Source organism: Dickeya sp. CFBP 2040 (genome assembly GCF_012273755.1).
Lineage (GTDB): Bacteria > Pseudomonadota > Gammaproteobacteria > Enterobacterales > Enterobacteriaceae > Dickeya > Dickeya poaceiphila.
On record NZ_JAAVXH010000014.1, the window covers coordinates 68950 to 87780 of the forward strand.

Genomic DNA, 18831 nt, shown 5'->3' on the forward strand with positions numbered 1-18831 from the left:
ATAGGAATACTATGAGTCTGAATTTTCTTGATTTTGAGCAGCCGATTGCAGAGTTGGAAGCGAAGATTGATTCCCTGACCGCAGTCAGTCGCCAAGATGAAAAATTGGATATTAATCTGGACGAAGAAGTTAAGCGTCTGCGTGAAAAGAGCGTGGAACTGACGCGTAAAATCTTTGCCGATCTGGGTGCCTGGCAGATTGCCCAACTGGCACGCCATCCGCAACGTCCTTATACCTTGGACTACGTTCAGCATATTTTCTCTGACTTTGACGAATTAGCTGGTGATCGCGCTTATGCCGATGACAAGGCTATCGTCGGGGGTATTGCCCGTCTTGATGGACGTCCGGTGATGATTATTGGTCATCAGAAAGGCCGCGAAACCAAAGAAAAAATCCGCCGGAACTTCGGTATGCCAGCACCGGAAGGTTATCGCAAGGCGCTGCGTCTGATGGAGATGGCTGAGCGCTTCAAAATGCCGATCATCACCTTTATTGATACCCCTGGCGCCTATCCGGGTGTGGGTGCAGAAGAGCGCGGTCAGTCCGAAGCCATTGCCCGTAACCTGCGCGAAATGTCCTGCCTGCGTGTGCCTATCGTTTGTACGGTGATTGGCGAGGGTGGTTCCGGCGGTGCGCTGGCTATCGGCGTTGGTGACAAAGTTAACATGTTGCAATACAGCACCTATTCGGTGATTTCGCCGGAAGGCTGTGCTTCTATTCTGTGGAAAAGTGCTGATAAAGCGCCGCTGGCAGCAGAAGCGATGGGGATTACCGCCCCGCGCCTGAAAGAGCTGAAACTGATTGATTCAGTGATTTCTGAGCCGCTGGGTTCAGCCCATCGTGACGTGGCGGCGATGTCTGCGTCGCTGAAATCTCAGCTGTTATCTGACCTGAGCGAACTGGATACGTTGAGCGAACAGGAACTGCTGAACCGCCGTTATCAGCGTTTGATGAATTACGGTTACTGCTGATTTAGCTCGCTGTATGCCAGAAAAGTCCGCGATTGGAAACGATCGCGGACTTTTTGTTATGCTAATAGCGGTTTTTTATGTGATGCATCATCCCAACGCGGCGGCGATTGCCTGACCCGAATATTTCTCCTCACTCACATCACATCGACGAGCGTGGTGGTGCGCTACTCAGGAGAACCAACCTTATGCTAACACTGCTGGATATCCATCATATTGCGATTATTGCCTCGGATTATGAGCGCAGTAAGTGTTTTTATTGCGATGTGCTTGGTTTCACGCTGCAACAGGAAGTTTACCGTGTGGCCCGTGATTCCTGGAAAGGCGATCTGGCCCTTAATGGCCGTTATCTGATTGAACTGTTTTCATTCCCCTCGCCGCCGGCACGGGTTAGCCGACCGGAAGCCTGCGGGTTGCGTCATCTGGCGTTTGCGGTTGACGATGTCGAACAGGCGGTGATTGCGCTGAGTGAGGCGGGGGTAAATTGTGAACCGGTGCGCACAGACGAATATACCGGTCGCCGGTTTACGTTCTTTGCCGACCCGGACGGATTGCCGCTTGAATTGTATGAACGCTGATATCGATATTTCCTCTGAACTGCTGACGGTGATTGATGCGCAGATTGTCACCGATGGGCGCTACCTGGTGGCTTACAGCGGCGGGTTGGATTCCACTGTATTGCTGCATCTGATGACGCGCTTGCGCCAGCGGGCCGTATCATTGCGGGCGGTGTATGTGCATCACGGCTTGAGTTCGTACGCCGATATGTGGGCTGAGCATTGTCGTACCCAGTGTCTGAACTGGCGGGTGCCGTTTGATGCGCTGCGGGTTCAGGTGGATGCGCGTGATGGTGGTGTCGAAGCCGCAGCCCGGTCAGCACGTTATCAGGCACTGCAACAGCACTTATTTGATGGAGAAACGCTGTTGACTGCCCAGCATCAGGATGATCAGAGTGAAACCTTCCTGCTGGCGCTCAAACGTGGTAGCGGACCTGCCGGACTGGCGTCGATGGCGGCAACTGCGCAATCAAATGGCGTTCGGCTGCAACGCCCGCTGCTGAGTATCGCTCGTGAACAGTTAGAGGCGTATGCCAGAGCGAATCAACTGCTCTGGGTGGAGGACGACAGTAACGCCGATGAGCGTTACGACCGCAATTTTCTGCGTCGGCAGGTATTGCCATTGCTAAAGCAGCGTTGGCCTCATTTTCCATCGGCAGTAGCACGCAGCGCACAGTTGTGTGCCGAACAGGAACAACTGTTAGATGAACTGTTGGCTGAATCGCTGGTGGCCTTGCGCAATGCCGATGGTGGGTTAAGTGTGAACGCTCTGGTACCCATGAGCGCGACACGCCGGTTTGCTTTGTTGCGTCGCTGGCTGGCGGAGCAAGGAGCACGTATGCCGTCCCGCGAGCAACTGAACCGATTATGGCAAGAAGTGGCGATCAGCCGTGATGATGCTAACCCTTGCCTGCAACTTGGTGCCTGGCAGGTTCGGCGGTTTCGTCATTATCTCTATTTATTGCCGATGATGACGCCAGTAACCGACTACGTGTTGCCGTGGCAACCGACAGTAGCCCCGTTGCCATTGCCGGATAACCTGGGTCAACTGCAGCTATCGACGCAGGGAACTTGGGTAAGACAGCCACGTGATAATGAAACCGTTACCGTACGTTTTGGTTTTCAAGGGTATGTGCAGATAGTGGGACGCACGCATGGTCGCCCGATGAAGAAATTATGGCAGGAACTGAATGTTCCGCCATGGCTACGGGAGCGTACGCCGCTGATATTCTACAACAATCACCTGATTGCGGCGGCAGGGCGATTTGTGACGCGTGAAGGAGAGGTGATGCCGGATAGTTGTGGATGGTTTATTGACTGGTGCTGACGGAAATAAAAACGGACAACCAGCGTTGTCCGTTAGTGTTGGTGAGGCGGTTTGTCAGGGTTCGCTGACCACTACTTTACCAATCTCAGGGTGACTAAAGCTAAGAATATGGTCGAGACGGAGTTCGTGCAGTTGGCCCGAATTTTCAATCACCAGATATTCGATGTTTTTTCGAGAGATCATATCACTGGCTTTACCGACCACGACCTCGCCGGATCGCAGTTCAACCGTTAACGTCAGATGCTGCTGACAGGTGGCTTCCAGGTTATCGTAATCATCACAATTGATGGGTTGATATTCATTACTCATTGACATAATCGCTCACCAATAAGTTAGCGGCGGCATAGGCCGCCTGTTCCCTGACAGAGGATGGTAATTCGCTGTTTGTCGCGATGCCATCCAGGGTTTTCAACACACAACCCAGCGCATCGGGTATAAATCCCAGATCGCCACTGGCGATCTCTGCGTACAGACGGCGTACTAATTCACTGTATTGTTGCACAATATCCTCCCTTAGAGCTTAGCCCGGTAGCGATTCATGCACACTTCATTGTTATCGTGACTGCAATGTAATTCTACGAAGATAAGCTCTCCTCTTCTTTTCGACTATAGCATAGGCCCCGGCAGGTTATCAGCATAATGCAACTGCATATTCTGCTGTTATTACCCGGTATGTGCGTGTGACTGTGATGTATGTCGCAGCTGAGGTAGACTAATGCCTCTGTGAAAAGGGGTAAATAATGGCCTTAAAAGCAACGGTTTATAAAGCCAACGTCAATATCGCCGATATGGATCGCGCGTTTTTCCAAGATGTCAGCCTGACACTGGCTCAGCACCCTTCCGAAACTGATCAACGAATGATGCTAAGGTTACTGGCGTGGATCTGCCATGCCGATGAGCACTTGCGTTTTACCAAAGGATTGTGTGCGGATGACGAGCCGGAAATCTGGCAGCATAGCGATGATGGGCAGGTGACGTTATGGATTGAACTGGGGCTGCCGGATGAGAAACGGCTGAAGAAAGCCTGCAGTCTGTCACCTGCCGTAGTGCTCTACGCTTACGGTGAACGTGCCGCCAGGGTTTGGTGGCAAAATATGGCCGATAAAGCGGGGGCGCTGTCTAATCTGACGGTACATTTTTTGGATGATCAGCAACTGGCGAATCTGGCCATGCTGGCGCAGCGTACCATGACATTGCAGGCGACGTTGCAGGAGGGAACTATCTGGCTATCTGACGATCAGAATAATCTGGAATTGTCGTTCAGCAACTGGCAAATCGCCCAAGGTTAAGGATGATCTGACAACATGCCAGCACAACAGCGCAGGAGAATAAAGATGAAAAAACTGGCGACAGGGGTGATGCTTGTTGTTTTATTATCAGGGCTGATGGGATGCCATTCCCGTACTCAGATTGAGGAGCAGCCATTGCGCCCGATGGCGCAGTATTATCGCGGTAAGTTGCCTTGTGGTGCGTGTGGTGAGATAGACGCTTCACTGTTTCTGAACGCGGACGGCAGTTTTGTCATGCAGGAGAGTTATCCGTCAAAGACTGACCGCCAAAAAACCGTTGCAGAGTTTGGGCATTGGAGCCGTACTGCCGAACGCCTGGTGTTAACCGATAGCGAGGGTGAGAAACGCTATTTCCGTGCGTTAGACAATGACCTGGAAGCGTTGGACGATGATGGTCAGTCATTGGGGCGTGATGCGCAGCGTTACCGGTTATTGGCGGTAGAGAAACAGAGCAAGCCAATCGTACCCGTTTGCCTGAGCCGTTTTTTAGGTCGAGATGTGCACACGATCATGGCATCGGTTGAGCGGTATATGACGGTGCAACCGGATGAGCACGTTTTTTCCATTACCTCCGTGCCAGTGAGCACGGAGGTTCGCGTGAGCTATGACTCTCATTCCCGCGTGATGAGCCATCCTGTGACGCTGTGACGTCGTTCTGTGCTGCCCAAGCCAGCAGGTTGACATTGTAAGCGGAGATCGAAACGCTGTCGTTCTCCGCTTAATGACTTCTTTACATCATGCTTTTCAGTTTATACAACCAGTCCAACGCCTGACGCGGCGTCAGCGTATCCGGGTCGATGGACTCCAGTGCTTCCAGCGCCGGTGAGGGGTCTTCTGGTGCGAGCAATGCAAGTTGCGAACCATCGACATGACTGGCCGACGCATGGCCTGCCAGCGACTCCAGCTCTTTTAGCTTTTGTCTTGCCCGTTTGATCACCTCTTTGGGGACGCCAGCCAGCGCCGCTACTGCCAGACCATAACTCTTGCTGGCTGCCCCCTCCTGCACACTGTGCATAAATGCGATGGTGTCGCCATGTTCCAGTGCGTCGAGATGGATGTTGATGACGCCTTCCATTTTCTCCGGCAGATTGGTGAGTTCAAAGTAGTGGGTGGCGAATAAGGTCATCGCCTTAATGTTGTTCGCCAGCGCTTCGGCACAGGCCCAGGCCAGTGACAGACCATCGTAAGTGGATGTACCGCGACCGATTTCATCCATCAGCACCAGACTGTGTTCGGTGGCGTTATGCAAAATGTTGGCGGTTTCCGTCATTTCCACCATAAAGGTTGAACGACCGGAAGCCAGGTCATCAGCAGCGCCGACACGGGTGAAGATGCGATCCACCGGACCAATCACCGCCTGCTCGGCTGGGACGTAACTGCCGATATGCGCCAGCAAGACAATGAGTGCCGCCTGTCGCATATAGGTACTTTTCCCGCCCATATTGGGACCGGTGATGATCAGCAGCCGACGTTGGGGAGAGAGCGACAACGGGTTGGCAATAAACGGTTCGCTCAGCACCTGCTCGACCACCGGATGGCGACCACCGGTAATTCTGATCCCCGGTTTGTCGCTCAGTGTCGGGCAGACATAATTCAGCGTGTCGGCACGCTCAGCCAGATTGCTGAGTACATCCAGTTCCGCCAGTGCGCCCGCGCTTTGCTGTAGTTCTGCCAGATGTGGCAGCAACAGCTCGAATAACTCGTCATACAAGGCTTTTTCCAGCGCCAGCGCCTTGCCTTTCGAGGTCAGTACCTTGTCTTCGTATTCTTTCAGTTCGGGAATGATGTAGCGCTCGGCGTTTTTCAGCGTCTGGCGGCGAACATAGTTCATCGGCACCAGGTGGCTTTGCCCACGGCTGACCTGAATATAGTAGCCATGCACGCCGTTGAAACCGACTTTCAGCGTGTCGATGCCGAGCCGGTCACGCTCTCGAATTTCCAGTTTTTCCAGATAGTCGCTGGCACCGTCGGCCAGCGTTCGCCACTCGTCCAACTCGTCGTTGTAGCCGCTGGCGATAACGCCGCCATCGCGCACCAATACTGGCGGCGCTTCCACTACTGCACGTTCCAGCAGGTCGCGCAGCTCATCGAAATGACCGACAAACCCGCGCAATTGCTGTACCGCTTTGGCGTTGACCGTTTCCAGCAGGGCATGGATATCCGGCAATTGTTGAAACGCGTGGCGCATTCTGGCCAGATCGCGCGGACGGGCTGAGCGTAATGCCAGGCGCGCCAGAATACGCTCCAGGTCGCCTACCTGGCGTAGAAACGGTTGCAGGTCAGTTGCAATGTCTTGCAGCGCACCAATAGCTTGCTGACGCAGCAGCAGCGCCTGAGTATCACGAATGGGGGCGTGCAGCCAGCGTTTGAGCATACGGCTGCCCATCGGAGTAACGGTACGATCCAGTACCGAGGCCAGCGTGTTATCGCCGCCACCGGACAGGTTTTGCGTCAGTTCCAGATTGCGGCGTGTTGCGGCATCCATGATGATGCCATCCTGCTGGCGTTCCATGGTAATACCACGGATATGCGGCAGCGATGTCCGCTGAGTATCTTTGGCGTACTGCAACAGGCAACCTGCGGCGCGTAGCCCCAGACGGGCCTGTTCTACGCCGAAGCCGGTCAGGTCGCGGGTGCCAAATTGCAGATTCAACTGCTGGCGAGCCGTGTCCAGTTCGAACTCCCACAATGGCCGGCGTCGCAGTCCATGACGGTGCTCAATCAGGAACATGGCCTCAAAGGTTTCGGGGTAAAGCAATTCTGCCGGATTGGTGCGTTGCAGTTCTGCCGCCATAGTTTCCTGATCAGCCGGTTCTACCAGCCGAAAACGGCCAGAGCTGATATCCAGCGTGGCATAACCGAACCCGCGGTTTTCCTGCCAGATAGCGGCCAGCAGGTTATCCTGTTTTTCCTGTAACAGGGCTTCATCACTGATAGTACCGGGGGTGACGATACGGACTACTTTGCGCTCTACCGGCCCTTTGCTGGTTGCCGGGTCGCCAATCTGCTCGCAAATCGCTACGGATTCACCTAATTGCACCAATTTTGCCAGATAGTTTTCTACCGCATGATGAGGAACACCGGCCATTGGAATCGGTTCGCCAGCTGAGGCGCCGCGTTTGGTTAGCGAGATATCCAGTAACTGCGACGCGCGTTTAGCGTCGTCATAAAACAGTTCATAGAAGTCGCCCATGCGGTAAAACAGCAAAATATCGGGATGCTGAGCTTTCAGCTTCAGATACTGCTGCATCATTGGCGTGTGGGCGTCGAGACTCTCTGGTGTACTCATCGGTTTGTGATGTCCGTCTTCTTAAGTTTTAATGAGTTAATGATGGTGGTTGTGCTCATTCGTTCTCATTAAATCCTGTGTTTTATTGCTGGCCGGTCTGGTTATCACCCGATGATAGGGGGAATGTACAGCCAGCATGGTTTTCATTCGTATGCAGGCAGCATGATAACGGAGTCTTTATGGCAGTAAAATAAGAGGGACTACCACATTCTTCGAGCGTGATCGAAACAATCGTGTTTGGTAATGGTGGTGACGTTGCTATCGATGAAGGTCGGGGCTGGTGCGGCTGATGGGGTAAAACTGGCGTTAAAACCTTTTTTCCACCGTTACACCAACCCTGTTACCGGCAAACTTGCACAGGTCAAAATTGGTAACTTCCCACAGACCTCTATGTTGCTGCTCGTCTTAAATTCAACGAGTAGTTCTGGTCAAGGAGCAGTTGAGCGGATTCGTGTTTAAACTCTGCGCTGAAATTTCTTCTTTTCAGTGGGACACCGGTATTGTTCTGAGGTGAGCATATCACCTCTGTTCAGGTGACCAAATTCAGTGTGCCACTACACCCGAATGATCTAACGGAGCACAAAACGGTCAATCTGCGTTATCAGCATACTGGGCAGGTTTTTCGCTGGCCGTTCCGGGTTGGCGAGCAGGAGATAGAAATTGTGCCTTCATCTAATATCATCGTTGATGCAAGTGAAGCCGTTGTAGCGGCAGTTGCTGCCGGTGCAGGAATAGGAATGGCCGCGAGCTTTATGGCTGATTCGTGGGTAAAGAATAAAAAATTAGTTCCTCTGCTGACGAACTTTACCGTAGAGCGGCATAATATTTCGGTACTGTGGCATGAAAGTCGTCGTTCTAATCCTGTTGTGCGGGCATTCCTGGATCATCTTTTTGGACATTTTTAAATTCTTATTACTGGTCTGGGCATTTTCAGGTTGATCTCTTGCGGAGCGCTATCGTCAAGCGCAGCCCCTTGCGCATGTGCGACTGCCAGACATTCACGCAGATAGGTCAGTGCCAGTTCAGTAATATCCCCGCGTGAGAACATCCCGGCTCAGCGATTCGCCAGAACCATCAGGCCTCCGACAGCATTTTGCAGCAGTTTACGCCAGGCCTCCGAGGTAAAATCAGATGACAATTCAACCGTGCAGCGAGTACCGCTGAGCGCATCAACGCGTTTTGCCTGTGGTACATCCGGCTGTGTCAGACGCGGTTTGGCGCACAGCCAGACGGAGGCATCTGGCTCGCGCTGTGCCGGTAGTCATCGTCGATCACCAGCAGATAATTACCGATATTAGATGCGCTGACCCTCATAAAGTCATGACTTTTCCTGACGACGTCAGTATCAAAATGTTGACCAATTTTCGGCATCGGGTGCTGAGGTTTTGTGCGTAGTCTCTCTTCCTCGTGAATGATCTTTATTGGTCAGCCACAGAGAACCTGCCTCGTGTGTGGTCGCTTGATCTACGGCAGCCTGATGCTCATGAGCTATACTCGCTTGCATTGCATTGTTTTCCAATTGGAATCTTCCCATCAGTCCGGCAAGCAATTGCGACTGGTGTGTGAGGTTTTTCGCAGTCGTTGCGCCTTTTTCAACCAGAGAGGCATTTTGCTGTGTCACCAGGTCGAGTTGCCCCACAGCATCAGTGATTTGGCTGATAGCGGAGACTTGCTCTTTCGCCGTGGAACTGATCTCTGTGATGAAGTCGGAGACTTTGCCTACTTGCAAAACAATGCTGTCCATCGATGCTCCAGCGTTTTCAACCAGATGTGAGCCGTTTTCGACTTTCTCCATACTGGCGCTGATCAGTTTTTTGATCTCCCTGGCGGCTTCAGCACTGCGTTGGGCCAGTGAGCGGACTTCACCCGCTACAACGGCAAAACCTCGCCCTTGCTCACCGGCGCGGGCAGCTTCAACCGCAGCATTCAGGGCCAGGATGTTAGTCTGGAAGGCGATGCCATCAATGATTGCGATGATTTCCGTGATTTGCTGGGCACTAGTCGTGATGTCTTGCATGGTTGAGATCACCTGATGCATGACCTCGCCACCTTGTTGCACCGTATGACTGGTTGAAGACGCCAGCCTGGTGGCTTGCTCGGCTGTTTCAGCGTTCTTTTGTACCGCAGAGCGAATCTCCATCATAGAAGCTGTAGTTTGCTGCAAGCTGGAAGCCTGCTCTTCCGTGCGTTTGCTCAGGTCGAGATTGCCTGTGGATATCAGCATCGAATCGGTGAAAATAGCGTCGGAACTGGTACGCACCATAGCGACGATGCTCTGCAGACTATCCTTCATGTCGGCCAGCGCTTTGAGCATTTGCCTGGCTTCGTCGCGGCCATGAACGTGGATGTTACAGGTCAGGTCGCCCTCTGCAATCTTCTGTGCGGCCTCGCAGGCATTCAGCAACGGTGAGGAGACTGCCGTGTGCAGACGACGGCGTGCACCGATGTAGAGTGCCAGACACACGCACAGTGCCCCTACAAGTACGCCCATGCTGGCTCTGGAGTTCGATGCTTCGATCGCATCAAAGGCCGCCAAATTCTTATCAGCGAAGGCATTGGAAACCTCCACTGTCTTGTCCACCGCTACGCGATGCGCTTCATAGAGCTTGTGCACGCCAGGCAGTCCTGCGCGTGCGGCCGCTATATTGCCGACTGCCAACGGTTGCAGGACGTCACGGCGTGCTGCCTCCAGAAATTTTAGCGCGGCATCGTGTTGTTCTCCCAAAAGGTACTTCTCGATGCCGAAGGTTGGCGTCTTGCGCCAGTAGTCCACACGGGCAGTGTAGTCCTGGGCCAGTTTGTCGAACGTTTTTGTCGCTTCGTCTGGCGATAGCATTCCATCAAGCCCCTGCGATAACGTCAGACGAGCCTCAATCAGGTACAAAGGCGGTGGCAGAATATCCGCGGTGATGTCTTTGGCTGTGAAAATCTTACTGGCCTGCGTGAGCATTTGCTGCCCCGACCACCAGTTGACGGCACCTTGCGTTAGCACAGATCCGAGGCCGACAAGTAGCAAGAAAAGCAGGATGGATTTGATTGATTTCATGGGTACATCCTCTGAGTAGCGTCCTGGCAGAGAGTTTTTCTGCGCCCGAATTCATTGCCAGCGAGAAGCTCGTGGCTTATTAAGCACGCTATAGTCAAATTGGCTGTCTCATCATCCTGAAAGCCTTCCTGAATACGGCTTATGAATTCTTACAGTAATTGTAATGGCTCTGACATATATTGCTCGGTTCAGTTGTCATGAAAATCGGTCTTTCAGGCTGTTTTTAAGGGAAATGGTTTGCTGAAAAGATAATTTTGTTTTTATAAAACAAAGGTTTTTTCAGGAAGTTGTTGTCGGAAAGATTCCAGCCTTTGCTGTGGGCTGGTTGTGTTGACCCCAAGTCCTGTTGGTTAGTACAACCTAAGGTTGGTAATTTCTGCTTATGGATATGGCCCTATCTTAAAATCCGGACCTATTCAGAAACAGAATTTCGGTATGATCATGACTCCTCCGGAATGAAGGAGAGGCTGATGAAAAAGTCACAATTTACCAAAGAATAGCTCGTTTTTACCCTAAAACAGGCTGAGTTGGGGACGTTCGTATAAAAGGCCTGCCTACTGACAGTCAACCCGGTCCTTCGCTTGCGACCGCCGGCAATGGTGCCGGCACGTCGCTGATGGGAGTGGAGATGTCTCGGCAGGTGATATTGTTGGATATGTTTTAGTGTATTACTTGGTTTGTATAAATTCTGTTTTTTAGTATTAGGAGTGATTATTTACGTCAATTGAATTGTGTTTAATAACCATGAAAGGTAATGCGTGGTTATATGTTAACGTGACTTACGGTGATAGTGGATTTTATTTTCCGTTTTTATTTATCTTGATAAGAACATGTCTTTATGTGATGAGGTTCAAAAAAACAACCCTTATATCCAAATGATTACCAGAACTTCATGGTGACGACTTGGGTGGAGTTTCCTGATTAGGGGTGATAGAGTCAAACTGGGGTGAAAAATGATGATTATCATAAAGGGGATGGGATGTATAGTAAATTATCAGTCCTTTTTAATGAGTTGCTTGATGGTGAGTATCATACTGCTCGTGATTTGGCAGCCAGGATTAATGTTAGTGAAAAAACGGTTCGTAGTAGATTAAAAGATTTGAATGATTTTTTAATTTCACATGGTGCGATTATTACATCAAGATCGAATATGGGGTATAAACTTGTTGTTGATAATCATGATGATTTTAATGAATTTGCCATTTCGCTCGGTAAAAATATTCAAGGGCGGCACCCAACAACTTCAAATGAAAGAGTTTTCTTTATCCTGAATTTTCTTTTAAATCGTAATGATTATATAAAATTAGATGATTTATGTGACCAGTGTTATGTCTCTCGTAATACGGTTAGTGCGGATCTGAAAAAAGTAGAGTATATACTTCACATACATCATCTTATTTTAGAGAGACGCCCTAATTATGGGGTTATTATTAATGGGAGTGAGTTTAATAAAAGAGTTTGTATCGTCAATAATCTTATAAGACGCAGTGATTATATGAACGCTGACGGTAAGAAGGATGAGAAACTAAAGATTATTGGTAATGTTGTTTTGTCTGTTTTATATAAGTATGAGTTGCGTATATCAGAGGTTTCATTAGAGAGTTTTATTTCGCATATTTTTATTGCGGTATATCGACTTCAGCAAATGCAACTGGTCGCTATTGATGGTGATCGAATAATGGAAATGATGAAGCCAGATGTGCTTGTTGCAGCAAACGAGATCTCACACTCTATTCAAGAGGTATTTCAGATTGTGTTACCTGAAAGTGAGGTTTTATATATTTTACTGCATATGGGAGCAAAGTTATCTTCTGATTCTTATAAGAAATCAGGAGGGAACATTATCATTTCAAGAAAAATTGATGAATTGACATGGAAAATGCTAGAGATTTTATATAAGAGTTTCAAGATCGATTTCATGGATAATCTTGAATTAAGAATGTCGTTGAATCAGCATATGGTGCCATTGGATATAAGAATGCAGTATGGTATTCCACTTAGTAACCCATTATTGCATGAAATCAAGAAAGAGTATGCATTTGCTTATACTATGGCTGCAACGGCATGTATTGCGCTCTCTGAACACTATGCTACCAAAATCCCAGACGATGAAGTCGCTTATTTTGCAATTCTTTTTGAGCTGGCTTTGGAAAAAAAAGATAAAAATATTGATAAGAAAAATATCATTGTGGTGTGCTCATCAGGTAAAGGTACGACTCAATTATTCATGTATAAGTATAAGCAGGCCTTCGGAAAATATATCGATAGAATTTATGAATGTACCGCCTGGGAGTTATCGTTATTCGATTTTAAAAAAAACAATATTGACTATGTATTTACAACCATTCCTATTAATGTCGATGTGCCAGTTCCTGTTTTTGAGGTAAATCTTTTTCTTGAGAATAAGGATATAGCTACATGTAGTGAGATATTTGAAAGTAGTAGTAATACTTTTCTTAATAGATATTATCTTCCTGAACTTTTTTTTACGGATATCGATGCTTCGACTAAAGAGGAGGCCCTTGATATATTATTTCGATATACAAATAAACATCATCAGTTACCGGAAGGGTTTCTTGATGCGGTAATGAAGCGTGAAGTGCTGGGACAAACTGACTTTGGTAATTTAGTTGCCATTCCTCATCCCTTTCAGGTCATGACTGAGGTGAGTTTTGTCACAGTAGGAATTTTAAAAAAGCCCATTTGGTGGGGATATAATGAGGTACAGATCGTTTTTCTCATCTCTATCTCTTCCGAAGAAGATGCCGATATAGGCCGTTTTTATCAGCTGACAACAAAATTATTATTTGATGCTGAGGCTATCAATAAATTGATTGCTAATCAATCGTTTGATGTGATGATGATGCTGCTGAAAGGTTTGCCGACATCATGAGTAGATTGCAATGTTGACCAGATTAAACATGGTAAATCTTCCGCTGGAGAGCATGACTGCCGGTCGCTAAGATTACCTTAAATAGCCATAGTGAGCAGGAGGAGTATTAATGATGGAAATTAGCCTGGAAGATATTATTACAGAGTTAGTGGTGAACGGTGGTAGTGCTAAGAGTAAAGCTATGCAGGCAATGAAAGCAGCCCGGATGGGGGATTTCGATACAGCAGAAATGCGCATTGCCGAAGCGAATGAATCTTTGCAACAAGCGCATTTCTTTCAAACGGAATTGATTCAGGCAGAGGCGCGTGGAGAAAAAAAAGCTTCTGTTTCACTTATCATGGTTCATGGACAGGATCATTTAATGAATGCAATGACAACCAGAGATATTGCTCTTGAAATGATAGAAATGTACAAAATTATTAAAAATAAATAATAGCAAGGAGAGTCTATGATTCATATTACTTTGGTTTGTGCGGCGGGTATGTCAACCTCCATGTTGATGGCGAAAATGCAGCAAAGTGCTAAAAGCAAGAGCATTGATGCTAGCATTATTGCAATGCCGGAGGAGAAATTTAAAAATTATAATGGTCAAACGGAAATACTATTGTTGGGTCCACAAATTTCTTATCTTGAAGATGATTTAAGAGAAAAATATGAGCCTCGTGGAATAAAGGTTTCTGTTATTGATATGGTTGACTATGGAACCATGAATGGTGAAAAGGTACTAATGGATGCATTAAGTCTGTTGAATTAAATTTCAATTGAAAAGGTCTTAATTTTCACGGTTCAACATTCGTAGCCAGGGGAGCCCTATGTATAATTTTGATAGGAAAAAGATAACCAATAAAATCCATCCTGTAGTAAATAAAATCCAGACCAGTAAACTGGTGAATGGTATTACAGGTGGGATGATGGGGGCAATGCCCATTACTATATTAGGTGCCTTTGCTGCATTGTTCTTAAACCTACCAATCCCAGCCTATAAGGAGTTTATCATACAGGCAGGCATTGCTGGGGCATTAAAAACAATCATCATGTTCACTACTAATTTCCTGGCTGTTATATTTGGTGTGGCTATCGCTGGGAGTTATGCGAAACAGCATGATGAAGATGGTTTGTTTTGTGGGCTGCTGGCGCTACTGAACTTTTTTATCGTTACACCAGTCGATTTTTCTGAAAAAGGATTACCGTTGATTCCCATGCAGTGGCTGGGGGGGACAGGTATATTCACTGCTATTGTCGTTAGCTTGTTATCAACATGGATCTATATTTTTTTGAAACGCCAGGGATTCACTATAAAAATGCCAGAAAGTGTTCCTCCCGTTGTCTCAAGTAGTTTTAGTAGCCTGATTCCTGGATTTGTATCTATTATATTTTTTACGGCTGTTTCTTCTGTTTTTACCATTACGCCATTTAAAAACCTGCATCAATTTATCTATGCATTTCTGCAGCTTCCGTTACAAGGTGTCGGCGGGAATATTGTTTCCATCATAATACTGTGGACTCTGGCACAGTTACTGTGGTTTATGGGTATTCACGGTACAATGGTAATTTATTCGGTCGTTTTGCCTATTTTTACCGCAATGGATGCTGTACAACTTTCAGCATATTCTGCCGGTGAGGCATTGCCTAATATTACTGGTCGCTCATTCGTCAGTACTTATACAATGTCTGCCAGTGCTATTGGCTTGACACTGCTTATGCTGTTTTTTTCAAAAAGTCAGCAGTTTAAAACATTAGGGAAATTGACAACAATTCCAGCATTGTTTGGTATCAGCGAACCTCTGGTGTTTGGTACTCCTATGGTTTTTAACTTTCGCTTTGCCATCCCATTTATCTTTATGAATGCTATCAGTTTGGGTATTGCTTATCTGGTTACTTATATAGGCCTGGTACCAAGAGTCGCAGGGATAACACCGATAACAGGTATGCCAATTATATTGAGTGGTATTATGGAAGGAAGTTGGAAAATTGCTGTATTACAGGTTTTTTTAGTCGGTGTACAACTGCTGGTTTGGTATCCTTTCTTCAGAAGAGCAGATAACGCATCCTATGCTTTAGAGATGGGAGGGAAAAAATAAATATAATAACAAGTTGCTCTAATTAGTGAATATACCCGTCATACTTCAAATTGCAGGAAAGGCATATTGGTGTTTTTAAAACGCTATACCTTGGTTCTTTAACGGGAAGCTTATTTATGTACAGGGTAATAACACTAATATATCTTCAACGTGAAGTATGATGTCGATATCAATTAAATTAGATGATTTGCCAGGTGTTATTTTAATCCTGCTTAACCATGTGTCTGGTATTTATCGTTATTTTAAATAAAAACCTCATGCACTCTATAGAGAATAATGATGATGAAAAATAGAAAATTATCCATTTTGTTTTTTATTTTGGTGTCTGGCTCATTGGCAGTGCAGGCTGCGGAAATTAATGATAATGAAGATTCATTAAGGATTCGTCTAAAAAATGATTTCCGGCGTGCAGACCGACCCAGTGCTGGTGCTGCATCAAGAGATATTTATGGGTGGGTTCAGGGGACCATGCTTGATGCCAATACCCATTATTATTCTGATTTTATCGGAGCCGAAGCCGGAGGATATTATGTTTATAAACTAGGTGCGAAAGCGCGTTGGAGTACTCGTGGATATCTTGCAGACTACGATAGCTTCGGTCTTGCTTCCGGTGCGATTAAGCTAAAGCCGACAGATAATATCTATGTAAAAATAGGCCGTTTTGGTACTGATAATGGCTATGGTAGTTTGCCATATCGAGTTCCGCTTATTGCATCCGGCTCAACGAGAACCATGCCAACCCTTTCTGAAGGTGTCATTGGTCGTTATGATGTCGATAAAAATATTGATATATGGGCTATGTACAGAACCCGTGTATTCCTCTGGCCTGATGCGGCTGTGGGGGTTCGCAATGAGGGGATCTATAACTCTGCGACAGGTCACTATGATACAAAACGCGCCCGTTCTTTTTTAGCGGGTAGTTGGCATGACGATAGTAGTCGTTATTCCTTCGGAGGTTCGTGGCAAAGTGATGTTTCATCTCAATATGAAACAATTGTTGAGAAAAAATTCTCGCTTGAAAATAAAGATACGATAAAAATAGAACTACTTGCATTCCACGCAATGCTGGATGGGGTTTCACGCTCTCGCAGTATTCATGATAATACTCAGGTATATTCGGGTCAGGTAACTTACAGTATGCCAAAATTAAGTTTCTTTGGCGCTGCTGGTATGGTCACACATGCCATGAATAATATTGGCTCCAATGTGGATACAGATATTGGATATCCTAATTCTCTTAGCATTGATAGAAACAAAGAAGATATGTTTTCTTTACAGGCCGGGGTGCAATATTTTTTTCAGCCTAACTTTAGCGTAATGATTGCACCACTTATTACCCATGGGTATGAGGATGCCAATAGAACCATTGAAATTAACGGGAGAGGTATTCTTACCGGGGTTTTCTATAACATAAAAGAAGGGCCACTCTCAGGCGTGAAAATGTATGTGGCATCTGATGTGGCAAAAGAAAAAAGAAATGGTAGCAAACTCGGCAATGAGTTGAATTACTGGGATGTAAAAGCAGGAATACAGTACGATTTTATGTGGAAGTAAATGCTGTGTTTGTTTTCTCGATATAAAAAGCCGCCAGAAGGAATCGTAATGTTAAAACCAATAGAATCAGAATCCCGTGAATATAAACTGCTCGATGGTCTGTGGGCATTTAAAGTTGATAGCGACAGACAAGGATATACGCAAACATGGTGGAAAGCGCCTCTTGAGGGCGGACGTAAGATTGCTGTTCCCGCAAGTTATAATGATCAATTTTCCGATGAGAGTGTGCGTAACCATGTTGGTGATGTGTGGTACCAGACAGAAGTATATATACCGAAGGGTTGGAATAACCAACGTATAGTACTGCGTTTCGATGCTGTGACGCATCGTGGCACAGTATGGCTGGATGATGAACAAATTATGTGTCATCAGGGGGGATATACACCTTTCGAAACGGATATTAGTGCCCTGATCGGTTCGAAACGGACTGTGCGTATCACGGTATGTGTGAACAATGAGCTGTCATGGCATACGATCCCGCCAGGGGTTATCGTGGAAGAGCATAACGTGCGTAAGCAGCACTACTTTCATGATTTCTTTAATTATTCGGGTATTCATCGGCATGTATGGCTGTATACCACGCCACACCAGTTTATCCGTGACATCACGGTTAATACACATTTCCTGGATGATGTGAGTAAAGGCTATGTGCAGTACCACATTGATGCGCCCGGTACGGTGATCTGTCAGTTGATGGATAGAGCAGGAACCATCGTCGCGCAAAGCGAAGGGAGGCAAGGGTGTCTTGAGGTGGCTCACCCCATACTCTGGCAACCAGGGAACGCTTTTCTATATCGGTTGAAAGTGATAGCAGGGGATGACCGTTACGAACTTCCCGTTGGTATTCGCTCGGTTCGTGTGGATGGCGACCGTTTTTTAATTAATAACCAGCCCTTTTATTTCACCGGATTTGGTCGGCATGAAGATGCCGATTTCCGTGGTAAAGGGTTTGATAATGTTCTGCTGGTACATGACCATGCACTCATGACGTGGGTTGGTGCTAATTCCTACCGAACCGCTCATTATCCGTATGCCGAAGAAATGCTGGATTGGGCTGATGAACATGGCATTGTGGTGATAAATGAAACCCCAGCAGTAGGATTTAACGTTTCATTGCCGATGATCCGTAATTTTACGCGGCCAGAAAAACTCTTTTGTTCTGAAGCCATCAATGAGGTAACTCAGCAGGCACATCTCGATGCTATACGCGAATTAATATCCCGGGATAAAAATCATCCATCGGTGGTTATGTGGAGTATCGCCAATGAGCCAGATGCGCGCGAACCGGCCAGTCGGGATTATTTCTTGCCCCTTGTTCAGGCAACAAAGGAACTGGATCCTGCTCGTCCGATTTGCTGTGTTAACATCACCAAATCCTCATTGCAGGAAGATAAAATCAGCGATCTGTTTGATGTACTGTGCCTGAATCGCTATTACGGCTGGTATGAGAATCCGGCTGATTTGGTGGCAGCAGAGAAAACGCTGGAAAGCGAACTTATTGCCTGGCATGAGCATCATAAAAAACCCATTATTATCACTGAATATGGTACCGATACGCTGTCAGGGCTGCATTCGGTATATAACGAAATGTGGTCTGAGGAATATCAATGTGCATTTCTTGAAATGTATCACGACGTATTTGATCGGCTGCCATTTGTAGTGGGTGAGCATGTATGGAATTTTGCTGACTTCGCTACTTCGCAAGGCATTATTCGTGTAGGCGGAAATAAAAAAGGGGTTTTTACACGAGACAGAAAACCGAAATCCGCAGCCTTTTTACTAAAAAAACGCTGGACGAAAATGTCGTCGAGACCGTAGTACGTGTCA

16 protein-coding genes and 2 pseudogenes are annotated in these 18831 nt (G+C 47.2%); 13 read left to right on the top strand and 5 right to left on the bottom strand.

The window, feature by feature from the left end:
• The first annotated feature begins 11 nt into the window (after positions 1-11).
• From accA to tilS, 3 genes are all read left to right on the top strand, one after another.
• Positions 12-971: an acetyl-CoA carboxylase carboxyl transferase subunit alpha gene (gene accA / locus Dpoa2040_RS01950; protein WP_042869171.1), complete on the top strand. Its 960-nt coding sequence runs from the start codon at positions 12-14 to the stop codon at positions 969-971.
• 185 nt (positions 972-1156) lie between these two features.
• On the top strand, positions 1157-1546 hold the full coding sequence (locus tag Dpoa2040_RS01955) for a VOC family protein (RefSeq protein ID WP_042869172.1): 390 nt from the start codon (positions 1157-1159) through the stop codon (positions 1544-1546).
• A complete protein-coding gene (gene tilS, locus Dpoa2040_RS01960; protein ID WP_168640092.1) occupies positions 1536-2852 on the top strand; it encodes a tRNA lysidine(34) synthetase TilS in 1317 nt (438 codons plus the stop codon). Before Dpoa2040_RS01955 ends, tilS begins: the two co-directional genes overlap by 11 nt.
• Positions 2853-2906: 54 nt before the next feature.
• On the opposite strand, the gene rof is transcribed toward tilS, so the two are convergent.
• Together rof and Dpoa2040_RS01970 are read right to left on the bottom strand one after the other, a co-directional pair.
• A complete protein-coding gene (gene rof, locus Dpoa2040_RS01965) occupies positions 2907-3167 on the bottom strand; it encodes a Rho-binding antiterminator (protein ID WP_168640093.1) in 261 nt (86 codons plus the stop codon).
• Positions 3154-3354, bottom strand: coding sequence for a YaeP family protein (locus Dpoa2040_RS01970; RefSeq protein WP_013316770.1), 201 nt, complete (start codon positions 3352-3354; stop codon positions 3154-3156). Before Dpoa2040_RS01970 ends, rof begins: the two co-directional genes overlap by 14 nt.
• Before the next feature lie 238 nt (positions 3355-3592).
• On the opposite strand from Dpoa2040_RS01970, the gene Dpoa2040_RS01975 reads away from it, so the two are divergent.
• The gene (locus Dpoa2040_RS01975) at positions 3593-4141 is read left to right on the top strand and encodes a YaeQ family protein (protein WP_168640094.1); all 549 of its coding nucleotides are present in this window, start codon (positions 3593-3595) and stop codon (positions 4139-4141) included.
• A 45-nt stretch (positions 4142-4186) separates the two neighbouring features.
• Positions 4187-4789, top strand: a complete 603-nt coding sequence (locus Dpoa2040_RS01980) for a copper resistance protein NlpE N-terminal domain-containing protein (RefSeq protein ID WP_042869181.1) — start codon at positions 4187-4189, stop codon at positions 4787-4789.
• 82 nt (positions 4790-4871) lie between these two features.
• Here Dpoa2040_RS01980 and mutS read toward each other — a convergent pair whose 3' ends face one another.
• Entirely contained in the window at positions 4872-7430 is a 2559-nt protein-coding gene (gene mutS / locus Dpoa2040_RS01985; RefSeq protein WP_210423784.1) for a DNA mismatch repair protein MutS, read from the bottom strand.
• 243 nt (positions 7431-7673) lie between these two features.
• On the opposite strand from mutS, the gene Dpoa2040_RS18305 reads away from it, so the two are divergent.
• Both Dpoa2040_RS18305 and Dpoa2040_RS01995 read left to right on the top strand, forming a co-directional pair.
• Positions 7674-7889 (top strand): hypothetical protein, encoded by a 216-nt coding sequence (locus Dpoa2040_RS18305; RefSeq protein ID WP_246867226.1) that lies wholly within the window; start codon positions 7674-7676, stop codon positions 7887-7889.
• Positions 7890-7981: 92 nt separating this feature from the next.
• Positions 7982-8335: pseudogene (locus Dpoa2040_RS01995) on the top strand (LysR substrate-binding domain-containing protein); the annotation flags it as partial.
• Positions 8336-8367: 32 nt separating this feature from the next.
• Here the strand turns inward: Dpoa2040_RS01995 and Dpoa2040_RS02000 are convergent.
• Positions 8368-8688: pseudogene (locus Dpoa2040_RS02000) on the bottom strand (oxidoreductase); the annotation flags it as partial.
• Positions 8689-8775: 87 nt separating this feature from the next.
• Complete coding sequence (locus Dpoa2040_RS02005; RefSeq protein ID WP_371810564.1) at positions 8776-10422, bottom strand: methyl-accepting chemotaxis protein; 1647 nt, start codon at positions 10420-10422, stop codon at positions 8776-8778.
• 1000 nt (positions 10423-11422) lie between these two features.
• Between Dpoa2040_RS02005 and Dpoa2040_RS02010 the strand changes: the two genes are divergently transcribed.
• The 6 genes from Dpoa2040_RS02010 to uidA all read left to right on the top strand — a co-directional run bounded on the left by Dpoa2040_RS02010 (position 11423) and on the right by uidA (position 18822).
• Positions 11423-13369 carry a transcription antiterminator gene (locus Dpoa2040_RS02010; protein ID WP_371810565.1) on the top strand — a complete coding sequence of 649 codons (1947 nt, stop codon included), beginning with the start codon at positions 11423-11425 and terminating at the stop codon, positions 13367-13369.
• 109 nt (positions 13370-13478) lie between these two features.
• Entirely contained in the window at positions 13479-13802 is a 324-nt protein-coding gene (locus Dpoa2040_RS02015; protein ID WP_168640095.1) for a PTS lactose/cellobiose transporter subunit IIA, read from the top strand.
• A 15-nt stretch (positions 13803-13817) separates the two neighbouring features.
• Positions 13818-14123 (top strand): PTS sugar transporter subunit IIB, encoded by a 306-nt coding sequence (locus Dpoa2040_RS02020; protein ID WP_168640096.1) that lies wholly within the window; start codon positions 13818-13820, stop codon positions 14121-14123.
• A gap of 58 nt (positions 14124-14181) precedes the next feature.
• Positions 14182-15450: a PTS sugar transporter subunit IIC gene (locus Dpoa2040_RS02025; RefSeq protein WP_168640097.1), complete on the top strand. Its 1269-nt coding sequence runs from the start codon at positions 14182-14184 to the stop codon at positions 15448-15450.
• Between the two features lie 279 nt (positions 15451-15729).
• Positions 15730-17004, top strand: coding sequence for a glucuronide uptake porin UidC (gene uidC / locus Dpoa2040_RS02030; protein ID WP_371810566.1), 1275 nt, complete (start codon positions 15730-15732; stop codon positions 17002-17004).
• A gap of 48 nt (positions 17005-17052) precedes the next feature.
• Entirely contained in the window at positions 17053-18822 is a 1770-nt protein-coding gene (gene uidA, locus Dpoa2040_RS02035; RefSeq protein ID WP_168640098.1) for a beta-glucuronidase, read from the top strand.
• Positions 18823-18831 lie beyond the last annotated feature (9 nt).

What these genes read in the sequence shown, in the direction of transcription:
- rof (WP_168640093.1), bottom strand. Translation starts at nt 3,167, where the DNA reads ATGTCAATGAGTAATGAATATCAACCCATCAATTGTGATGATTACGAT.
- Dpoa2040_RS02025 (WP_168640097.1), top strand. Translation starts at nt 14,182, where the DNA reads ATGTATAATTTTGATAGGAAAAAGATAACCAATAAAATCCATCCTGTA.
- Dpoa2040_RS18305 (WP_246867226.1), top strand. Translation starts at nt 7,674, where the DNA reads ATGGTGGTGACGTTGCTATCGATGAAGGTCGGGGCTGGTGCGGCTGAT.
- Dpoa2040_RS01980 (WP_042869181.1), top strand. Translation starts at nt 4,187, where the DNA reads ATGAAAAAACTGGCGACAGGGGTGATGCTTGTTGTTTTATTATCAGGG.
- tilS (WP_168640092.1), top strand. Translation starts at nt 1,536, where the DNA reads ATGAACGCTGATATCGATATTTCCTCTGAACTGCTGACGGTGATTGAT.
- Dpoa2040_RS02020 (WP_168640096.1), top strand. Translation starts at nt 13,818, where the DNA reads ATGATTCATATTACTTTGGTTTGTGCGGCGGGTATGTCAACCTCCATG.
- Dpoa2040_RS02015 (WP_168640095.1), top strand. Translation starts at nt 13,479, where the DNA reads ATGATGGAAATTAGCCTGGAAGATATTATTACAGAGTTAGTGGTGAAC.
- uidA (WP_168640098.1), top strand. Translation starts at nt 17,053, where the DNA reads ATGTTAAAACCAATAGAATCAGAATCCCGTGAATATAAACTGCTCGAT.
- accA (WP_042869171.1), top strand. Translation starts at nt 12, where the DNA reads ATGAGTCTGAATTTTCTTGATTTTGAGCAGCCGATTGCAGAGTTGGAA.
- mutS (WP_210423784.1), bottom strand. Translation starts at nt 7,430, where the DNA reads ATGAGTACACCAGAGAGTCTCGACGCCCACACGCCAATGATGCAGCAG.
- Dpoa2040_RS01975 (WP_168640094.1), top strand. Translation starts at nt 3,593, where the DNA reads ATGGCCTTAAAAGCAACGGTTTATAAAGCCAACGTCAATATCGCCGAT.
- Dpoa2040_RS01955 (WP_042869172.1), top strand. Translation starts at nt 1,157, where the DNA reads ATGCTAACACTGCTGGATATCCATCATATTGCGATTATTGCCTCGGAT.
- uidC (WP_371810566.1), top strand. Translation starts at nt 15,730, where the DNA reads ATGATGAAAAATAGAAAATTATCCATTTTGTTTTTTATTTTGGTGTCT.